The following is an 8,095-nucleotide window of genomic DNA, read 5'->3' as shown; positions in this document are numbered from 1 at the left end:
GCGATCTGGCACAACGACAAGACCGGCCGGCCCACCGCCCGTTCCCTGACTGCCTACGATCACTGAACGCAACGACACCCCTTGGAATCAATCATCTAGTCCGCCTCACACGGCGGCAACCTGGTGACCACCCCGGCGAGATCGAGCCCGGACCTGGGCGACCGCTTCGTCTACGGAAGCAAAACGTTGGACTCGAAGGGCAACGCGCCGCCAGGCGCGACCCCCGAGGGAGGGACGCGCCCACCAGTCGGTGCTCCCCGACGACGCCGGGGGGCGGCTCCGCTCGGCCTCCGCATGGGGCCCTAGGGCCCTAAAGGTCGGTGGCCCTAGGGCCCTACAGGCTGCTGGACGGGTGCGGCAGCGTGGCCCGCGGCAGGAATGTTCCACGCCGAAGTGCGGCGAGCGCCCTGCCGGCTTCCTATCGGTCTCGTTCCGAGACCGGTTCCCGCTCTGATCAGAGGAGTGTGTGCATGAGAATCTCCATCGGCCGCGTCGCCGCCCTTTCGCTCGCTGTACCGGCAGTGGTCGGAGGTCTCTCCGTGCCTGGTGAGGCCGCCACCGCCCCCGCCCAGCCCGTCCAGGCCGTCCAGGCTTCCTCGTGCGGCGGCAACATCGTGACCACCCCGGCGCAGTGGAGCCCGGGCGTGGGCAGCTGTGACATCTTCGGGAGCAAGGGCCGGAAGGTCACGTTCCACTGGAACGTGTACGGGAACCAGAACACCGCGTTCAACGTCCGCGGGTTCGACTCGAAGGGCAAGGCGTACTGGCACGCGTGCGGCACGGGCGGCGGAACCTGTGTCGTTCCGTGGGGCAACGTCGCCGCGGGCGTCAAGGTCCGCGGATGGACCCCCGGCGGCGCAGCCACGATCCTGTTCACCTACTAGTCGCCACCAGGCACGACCCTCAAAGGGGGGGCGTGCCCACAAGTCGGTGACCCCGACGCCGTCGTGAGCCCCCCGCGGCGATGACGGTCCGCCGCGTCGCTTGCGTCCGGAGGCGCGGCGGACCGTTCCCTTTCTCCATGCAGTTCCGCCGTAGAAGCTGTCCGGGCCCAGGTCGTACCGCGTACAGACGGGCGGCCGCCGCCGGACTCGTCGTTCTGCACCGCCGCCTTGGCGTAGCCCCGGGACGACGAGCACGCGCCGTTCCGGACAACCGCCTCAGGAGCGGGCCCGGGGCGTCGTGCACGACCCACCGGAGAGCGCAGCCGGGGGCCTGCTAAGCCGACCCCTTCTGCGGCGAGGCGTGTGACACGCGGTCCCGCTGGAGCTGGGCGTTGATGCGCTGGGCTTCGGCGAGCCGGTCTTTCATGACGATGATGCGGCATGCCGCCTCCAGCGCCGTGCTCACCGGCGTCTGGCCTGGCTGCCGGTCGAGGCCAGCGCCGGCCACTGCGGGGGTCTAGCTCCGGCGAATACGACACGGTCGAATACGGCAGGGCACCGGTCGAGCGGCCGCGTCTCGCGCAGTCGCCCCGCCCTCCTTCCGTTCCCGAGCCCCTGGCCGCGCACGGTGTTCGGGTCGCGCGGCGAGCGGAGGAACGCGGCGGCCGCCGCGATCAGTACCGCACCTCCGAGAGGTGGCGCAGATGGGTGATCGTCAGCGGCGTTGTTCAGATCGGGTGTCCCGGCGGTGGGTGGTCAGGGTAGGCGGATCAGGTCGCGGGACGCGAGGGTGCCGGTGCCGACCCGCCTTTCCCGGCGTCACTTCGTGATGAGGCCGGTCGCGGTGGCGATCCGGCCGAGGGTCTGGAGCAGGGCCGCCGCCTCGGCGGGGTCGATCGCGCTCAGCAGCTCCTGGTCGTTCTGCCGTGCCAGTGAGAGCGTCTGGCGCCGCAGTTCCCGGCCGGTCGGTGTCAGCTCGATGAGCTGACGGCGGCGGTCGGCGGTGTCCCGTACCCGTCGTACGGCATCGAGTTCCTCAAGCTCGTCGAGTATGTCGACGACGACGCTCGCGGTCACGCCGACGGCCTTCGCCAGCCCGAGCTGTGCGTGCGGCCCGCCGGACAGGAGCTCCAGGACGGCACAGTGCCGGGGGCGCAGGCCCAGCGGGGCCAGCCGATCCGCGTACCGCCCGTTCGCCCGCTGGCCCAGCTTGCCCAACAGGAAACCCACCGTGTTGGTCAAAGACTCTTCCGCCGCCACCTCGTCAACGTTAGCCTAGGCGAATGATTCGGCAACCGAATGATATGGTTCCCTCACTAAATGCCCGCCGGTTCGGCGGGCTCGTCGCACTCCTCAACGTGGTCGCGTCCGGCTACTTCACCGTGTCCGGCCTGGTGGACCCGGGTGGGCTGGTGGATGGCGGCGACCAGGCCGCGGCCAGGACCTACGCCGCCTACATGTCCGCCCGCAGCATCGTGTTGCTGGGCGGAATGGTCCTGCTGCTGGCCATGCGCGCCTGGCGGCCGCTCGGCCTGCTGCTGGCACTGAACGGAGCGGTCCAGATCGTCGACACGGTGATCGGCGCGGCCCACCATCAGGTCCCTCAGACGATCGGCCCGCTGGTGTTCGCCGCGGCCCTGCTGTCGGCGGCCTGGCTGCTCGGAGTCCGCGTTCCGTCCCCAGGACGGCTCCGGCCGACCGTACGGTGAGGACGGCCGGTGCGTCTTCGCCGTTACCCGGCCTCGCGCGTCGTGGTCGTAGGTCATTTCCCACACCAGGGTCTGCCCCGGCCTGATGCGACCGGCATGGATGTAGAGGACGTGCGCGCCCCGGCGCGCAGTGCATGTCCCGGGGAAGGTAGCTGACGGACGCGTGGACGCCCAGTGCGTCCAGCCTCCGCTGGAGGCCCGCCGAGTCGGTGAACTCGCGCAGCGTGACCATGATCGTGCTGTTTGGGAAGGCGTTCGGCCGCGCAGGCGGGCTCGGTGTGGCCGCCCAGCGCGGACGGCGCCGCCACGGCCGCCGTCGCGGCGGCCGTGGCGGTGACGAGCGCGTACCTCCATCGACGCGACGGCATCGGCCTCCGGAGGCGAGCGGCCGGGCGGGCCCGGCCGGTGAGGCGGGCGCGACCGTGTCCGGGGTGGGGCCCGGCTGGGCGTCACGGTGGTCCCGCAGCATCTTCATCTCGTGCATCGGCTGGGCCTCCTTCGGCGAGGGGGTCGTCGCCGATGCTCCGGGGCAGGTGGCGTCGCGCCCGGTTGAGACGCGAACCGGCGGTTCCCTTGGAGAGGTCCAAGGCGAGCGCGACCTCGTCGTAGCTCAGCTCGCCATAGGCGACCAGCAGCAGCACGTCGCGGTCTCTTGCCGACAGTCCCGCCAGCGCGGCGGCGAGACGGGGTCGCATTCACTGAGCGCTGACCTTGTCGACGACCCGGTCGGCGTGGCCGCCCGGGTCGGTCCCGGCGGGCGCGCGTCCGACCGCCCGGTACGCCCGCGCCTCGGTGCGGCGGTGCCTGCGGAGCAGGTTGGAGGCGATGCCGTACAGCCATGCGCGGGCGTGGGGCCGCCCGGTGTCGTAGCGGCTAAGACCGGGCACTGCGTGAAGCCAATTCCGGTGCGCGATAGTGGCGGCCGTGGAAATATGCACCACAGATATCGTCCACCCAAAGGCTGCAAGATGACCGAAATGCGCGACTGCTCCGAGTGTGGAAACACCCTCAACCGGTACAGCCCTGGTCGAATTTGTGGATCATGTGCTTGGGAGGAGCGGGCTCGGCTGGGCGAGCCGCCCGTCCTTCCGGAAGGTTTCTGGGCCGAACCGCCAATGCGCGATGCCCTGACCCGTCGTGACCTTCCGGTCATACTGCGGATCTACATGCACGCGACCCGGCTCACCCAGGAGGCCGTAGCGAACTTGATCAATACCAACCAGGGCAACGTTTCCAAGATCTTGAACGGTCAGCGGCGCCGCTTCTCGATCGGGGATTTCGAGTCGTTTCGCGACGGCCTCCATATCCCCGGCCCGCTACTCGGGTTGAAACCGGGTCTCGACGAACGCACCGGCAAGACGATCTCGACTTCTCCCGGCACAACGAGAGACCCGTCCTGGGAGGAGAAGCCAGACGGGCGCACACACCCCGCAAAGAGGCGTCCCGCCATAGACGCACCCCGCATACCGGGCGGTACTGTGAATCGAAGTCCAACTCCAGAGCAGGAGGACGACGACGTGCAACGCCGCACCGCCATGCAGATCATCGGCTCGGTGGCCGCCGGAACCGCGATTCCGCCAGGCGCGATGGAAACTCTGTTCTCCGGGCTCGATAAGGCCCTCGCCAACCCGCTCGATGTGGCCAGGTGGGAAGCCGCCGTTCACGAGTACGGCCAGTTGATCGTCACGCGGCCCGGTGGCGCGCTCATTCATGATCTGACGGCCGATATCTTCGCCGTGAATGATCTTCTCAATCGCCATCTCGACGCCACCGATCAGGCCGCCTTACTGCGCGTCACTGCCGGGCTGTCCGGTGTCCTAGCGATTGACTTGGACGACGTCGGCGACGAGCGTGCCGCTCGTGTGGCCTGGGACGCCGCCACACGCGCCGCCGACGCGTCCGGCGACCGCGACCTACGGGTGTGGGTGCGCGGCCGAGCCGCGCAAGACGCGTTCTGGGCCCAACGTCCGACCGCCGTCGTCGCCGGGCTGGCCGACGATGCCGTGGAGATCGCAGATGGGGCGCCCTCGGCCGGGCTTGCACGTGCGCACGCCGCACGCGCCTACATCGCCGCCGACCTGGGCGACACTCGGCAGGCACATGAGTCACTCAACGCGCTCAAACGATCCTTCGACGGGCTGCCGGATGAACCGAGCGGTCAATCGGTTCTGGCGTTCCGAGAGAGTCAACTCCGTTGGGCAGAGTCTTACGTTCACACGCAAATGGGAAACAAACGCGCAGAGGACACCGTGACACGGGCACTCGCGCTGTACCCCCGAGCCGCACAGACTCCCATCACGAACTTGTCCCTCATGCGGGCGACGGTACTCGTCAAGCAACGCGACATCGATTCCGGCCTATCGCACGCGATCACGGCGTATGAAGGCCAGAGGAATCGCCCTAGGGGTGTCCGACTGCTGGCCGGGCAGGTGCTCCAGGCTCTTCCCGAGCGAGCGCGGAACCTTCCCGCCGCGCGGGAGTTGCGCACGCTGACCTACGGGTAGAGCCGCACCGCGCTCCTCTGACCTGCGCTTAATGAGTTCGGCATGACGGAGGTGCGGCCCACATCAGCCAAAACCCGCTGTGGTGATCATGTCCGGATAACGTTGTCGGCGTGGCGGGGCCGGAGTGGGGTGAGCAGACTGTCGCGCCGATGTGGCTGCTGGTCGATGAAGACGGCGACGATGCGGACGGTCAAGAGGTACCTCTGGCGTTGTGCGTCGACATCGACGGTCTGTTCGTCGACCCCGAGCCGGCACCGGCGGCGGAGCACTGCACGCTGATCGGTTGCGAGCCGGCGGGAGCGTTGCGGGACACTTCTCCTAACGGACCCGATCATGCCTGGCTGGCGAGCATCATCCTGGACCCGGTACACGCTCCGGAGCGGCCACCCCCGCGCGTCTACCAGAGCTATGCGCACGGTTGCTCCTGCGCGGAAGAGCTGTGCGACGTCACCGTCCTGGGCCACCGCCCATCGCGGGCCGGGGCCGGTCTCGTCGACATCGACCTGCGCGGGTATCTGCAAATCCTGCCCGAATACCACTGGCCGCCTGCGCGGCCACCGGCCGCGCGGGCGTTCCTGCTCTCCGACGGCGACGGAAGCACCCTGGGCCGCTGCCACAGTACCGCCGGGATCTTCCGGGAACGTCCCCGCCCGCCCGTTCAGCCGGTGACTCTCCTCGGCTGCCGTCCCGCGGCTCGGCTGCAGGACCTCCTGGAGCGGAAATCAGCCCGGCGACGCTACCTCCGAGCGCTGGCCCACACCGTCGACCGGCATGGGAAGGCGGTGGCCACGAGCATCATGGTGTCGGGGACCGTGACCGCGACGTGTCCCAGCCGCCTGGGCAACGGACTGATCGACATCGATCTCGACCTCGGTGTCAGCGATCCCATCCCACGCGGCGCCCGGGAGATCTGGAACCTCTGGCACGCCGGTCGTCCCACACGGCCCAACCTGTGGTCCGGCTACGACCGGGCACTGCGCCATGAATGGTGCCGGGCAGCGATGACCTACCATCGCGGTGAACAGCCGGACCGGTCGTCCGGACGCACCTACGACCTCGACGGCAGTTACATCACCGACCTCGAAGGCTTCTACTGTGCCCTCGGCGAGGCCGTCAACGGCCCCGGCGGCTACTTCGGCTGGAATTCCCAGGCGCTCTATGAGTGCCTGCGCGGCGGGTTCGGCGCGGCCCCTCCGTTCCATCTGCGCTGGCACCGCTCCGAGGTGGCACGCCGCCACCTCGTCCCGGGTTACGACCGCCCGCCTTACGACATCCGCCACTGGGGCCCCAGGGTCACACTGCAGGACCTACTCGATGACCTCACCGACGCCGGAATCACCGTGGACCTCCTTTGACGGCGAACTTGTCACGAGGTACCGCTCAAGCCCCGCGATGCCGGGGGACGGCTGGAATCTCCTCACCGGGGTTGACCTGCTGTTCGCCCTGGTGATGACCTACCGGCTAGGCGGAGCCGATGTCCGACGTGATCGTTAAAGTTCTCCTGCCTGTTGATCACGACACGAGGGAGATGGCGATGGCGTCACCGAACAAGGTCCGCGCGGTGGTCTACCCGGCCCGCGACCTGCCCGCGGCCACGGCTGCTTGGAAGGCCACCCTGGGCACCGGCCCGGCCTGGGAGAGTCCCGACTACGTCGGCTTCATGGCGGACAACGGCGTGGAAGTCGGCCTGTCTCGCCTCCCCTGGTTCGACCACCCCCTGGTGTTCTGGTCGGTGGAGAACATCGAGGACGCCCAACGCGGCCTCCTGGCCTCGGGCGCGGTGGCCCTGGGTGAGATCGCCGACGGCTCCATGGCCGAACTGGGCACCGCCCCCATCACCAACGGCGACGCGGAAACCGGCATTGTCTCGGTCCCCGGACGCCGGCTCGCCGTGGTCAAGAACCCAGATGGCACCCTGATCGGCCTCATGCAGGACCTTCCCACCGCCTGGTAGGAGGCCTTCGCCGCGCAACGCCGAGAGGGCAAGATCGGCCCGCGAGGAGGCTGAGCGCAGAAATCAGCGGTAGCCGTCGAACTCTCGGTCGCTCCGGTCCCGACAGGGTATGGGCCGGCCAGGGCGACCTCAGCCCTTGAGGGGACCGGGTGGCTGCTTCATCCAATCCGGGATGCCCCCGCCGGTGGCCGCGCGAAACGCCCTCTCCGCCCCGGCGGCATCACCGGCATGGCAGCGGCGCAGCAGATCAACGATCACGCCGACGATGCCCTGGGCGTACTCGGGAAGTTCCTGCCCGGCCACTAACGCCTCCACCAAGGGAGCGACCGCCTCACCGAACCGAGCGTCCTGCACCAGCACGTGCCCCAACACCGTGACACTCCGGGTGTAATCCGCCAGGTAGGCGGCCCGGTTGGCGGCGGCCAACTCCCGGCGCAGCTCGACGGCTTCCTGCGAGACCGCGACCGCCTCCTCACGCTGCCCGGACTCGGCCAACCGCAGCGCGTGGTTGTTCAACGAGGCCGCCAGGTTGGGCAGGTAGGCGGCCCGGTTGGCGGCGGCCAACTCCCGGCGCAACTCGACGGCTTCCTGCGAGACCGCGACCGCCTCCTCACGCTGCCCGGTCTCGGCCAACCGGGCTGCGTGGTTGTTCAACGACATGGCCAGGTCGGGCAGGTAGGCGGCCCGGTTGGCAGCGGCCAACCCCCGGCGCAACTCGACGGCTTCCAGCGAGACCGCGACCGCCTCCTCACGCTGCCCGGACTCGGCCAACCGCAGCGCGTGGTTGTTCAACGAGGCCGCCAGGTTGGGCAGGTAGGCGGCCCGGTTCGCGGCGGCCAAGTGCCGGTAGGCGTCGACGGCTTCCTGCGAGACCGGGACCGCCTCCTCACGCTGCCCGGTCTCGGCCAGCAGGGCTGCGTGGTTGTTCAACGACATGGCCAGGTCGGGCAGGTAGGCGGCCCGGTTCGCGGCGGCCAAGTGCCGGTAGGCGTCGACGGCTTCCTGCGAGACCGGGACCGCCTCCTCACGCTGCCCGGTCTCGGC

General features: G+C 69.3%; 10 protein-coding genes. 5 read left to right on the top strand and 5 right to left on the bottom strand.

Going from position 1 to position 8,095, the window contains the following annotated elements; all coding sequences use genetic code 11:
* Positions 1 to 470 precede the first annotated feature (470 nt).
* On the top strand, positions 471 to 884 hold the full coding sequence (locus E1291_RS35970; RefSeq protein ID WP_131742522.1) for a hypothetical protein: 414 nt from the start codon (positions 471 to 473) through the stop codon (positions 882 to 884).
* 334 nt (positions 885 to 1,218) lie between these two features.
* Here the strand turns inward: E1291_RS35970 and E1291_RS44805 are convergent, their stop codons facing one another.
* On the bottom strand, positions 1,219 to 1,350 hold the full coding sequence (locus tag E1291_RS44805; protein WP_278045303.1) for a hypothetical protein: 132 nt from the start codon (positions 1,348 to 1,350) through the stop codon (positions 1,219 to 1,221).
* Between the two features lie 353 nt (positions 1,351 to 1,703).
* Positions 1,704 to 2,144: a MarR family winged helix-turn-helix transcriptional regulator gene (locus tag E1291_RS35960; protein WP_131742521.1), complete on the bottom strand. Its 441-nt coding sequence runs from the start codon at positions 2,142 to 2,144 to the stop codon at positions 1,704 to 1,706.
* Between the two features lie 23 nt (positions 2,145 to 2,167).
* Here E1291_RS35960 and E1291_RS35955 point away from each other — a divergent pair, with 23 nt between their 5' ends.
* Positions 2,168 to 2,593, top strand: a complete 426-nt coding sequence (locus E1291_RS35955) for a hypothetical protein (RefSeq protein WP_131742520.1) — start codon at positions 2,168 to 2,170, stop codon at positions 2,591 to 2,593.
* Between the two features lie 449 nt (positions 2,594 to 3,042).
* Here the strand turns inward: E1291_RS35955 and E1291_RS44400 are convergent, their stop codons facing one another.
* A complete protein-coding gene (locus E1291_RS44400) occupies positions 3,043 to 3,288 on the bottom strand; it encodes an RNA polymerase sigma factor (protein ID WP_242614594.1) in 246 nt (81 codons plus the stop codon).
* Positions 3,289 to 3,480, bottom strand: a complete 192-nt coding sequence (locus tag E1291_RS44395; RefSeq protein ID WP_242614593.1) for a hypothetical protein — start codon at positions 3,478 to 3,480, stop codon at positions 3,289 to 3,291.
* A gap of 228 nt (positions 3,481 to 3,708) precedes the next feature.
* Here E1291_RS44395 and E1291_RS35945 point away from each other — a divergent pair, with 228 nt between their 5' ends.
* The 3 genes from E1291_RS35945 to E1291_RS35935 all read left to right on the top strand — a co-directional run bounded on the left by E1291_RS35945 (position 3,709) and on the right by E1291_RS35935 (position 7,051).
* Entirely contained in the window at positions 3,709 to 5,097 is a 1,389-nt protein-coding gene (locus tag E1291_RS35945; RefSeq protein ID WP_242614592.1) for a helix-turn-helix domain-containing protein, read from the top strand.
* A gap of 110 nt (positions 5,098 to 5,207) precedes the next feature.
* Positions 5,208 to 6,452 (top strand): barstar family protein, encoded by a 1,245-nt coding sequence (locus tag E1291_RS35940; protein ID WP_207401123.1) that lies wholly within the window; start codon positions 5,208 to 5,210, stop codon positions 6,450 to 6,452.
* A gap of 119 nt (positions 6,453 to 6,571) precedes the next feature.
* The gene (locus E1291_RS35935; protein WP_242614591.1) at positions 6,572 to 7,051 is read left to right on the top strand and encodes a VOC family protein; all 480 of its coding nucleotides are present in this window, start codon (positions 6,572 to 6,574) and stop codon (positions 7,049 to 7,051) included.
* A gap of 129 nt (positions 7,052 to 7,180) precedes the next feature.
* On the opposite strand, the gene E1291_RS35930 is transcribed toward E1291_RS35935, so the two are convergent.
* A partial coding sequence (locus tag E1291_RS35930; RefSeq protein WP_131742519.1) for a tetratricopeptide repeat protein occupies positions 7,181 to 8,095 on the bottom strand: 915 nt, incomplete at its 5' end.

Origin of the sequence: Actinomadura roseirufa (assembly GCF_900659635.1) — a bacterium.
GTDB lineage: Bacteria > Actinomycetota > Actinomycetes > Streptosporangiales > Streptosporangiaceae > Spirillospora > Spirillospora roseirufa.
The sequence above is the reverse complement of the archived record's forward strand: the minus strand, read 5'-3'. Positions and strand labels throughout refer to the sequence as shown.

Bases quoted from the DNA above. Each gene is read 5' to 3' on its own strand.
- E1291_RS35935 (WP_242614591.1), top strand. From the start codon at position 6,572: ATGTCCGACGTGATCGTTAAAGTTCTCCTGCCTGTTGATCACGACACG.
- E1291_RS44400 (WP_242614594.1), bottom strand. From the start codon at position 3,288: ATGCGACCCCGTCTCGCCGCCGCGCTGGCGGGACTGTCGGCAAGAGAC.
- E1291_RS35955 (WP_131742520.1), top strand. From the start codon at position 2,168: ATGATTCGGCAACCGAATGATATGGTTCCCTCACTAAATGCCCGCCGG.
- E1291_RS35970 (WP_131742522.1), top strand. From the start codon at position 471: ATGAGAATCTCCATCGGCCGCGTCGCCGCCCTTTCGCTCGCTGTACCG.
- E1291_RS35945 (WP_242614592.1), top strand. From the start codon at position 3,709: ATGCGCGATGCCCTGACCCGTCGTGACCTTCCGGTCATACTGCGGATC.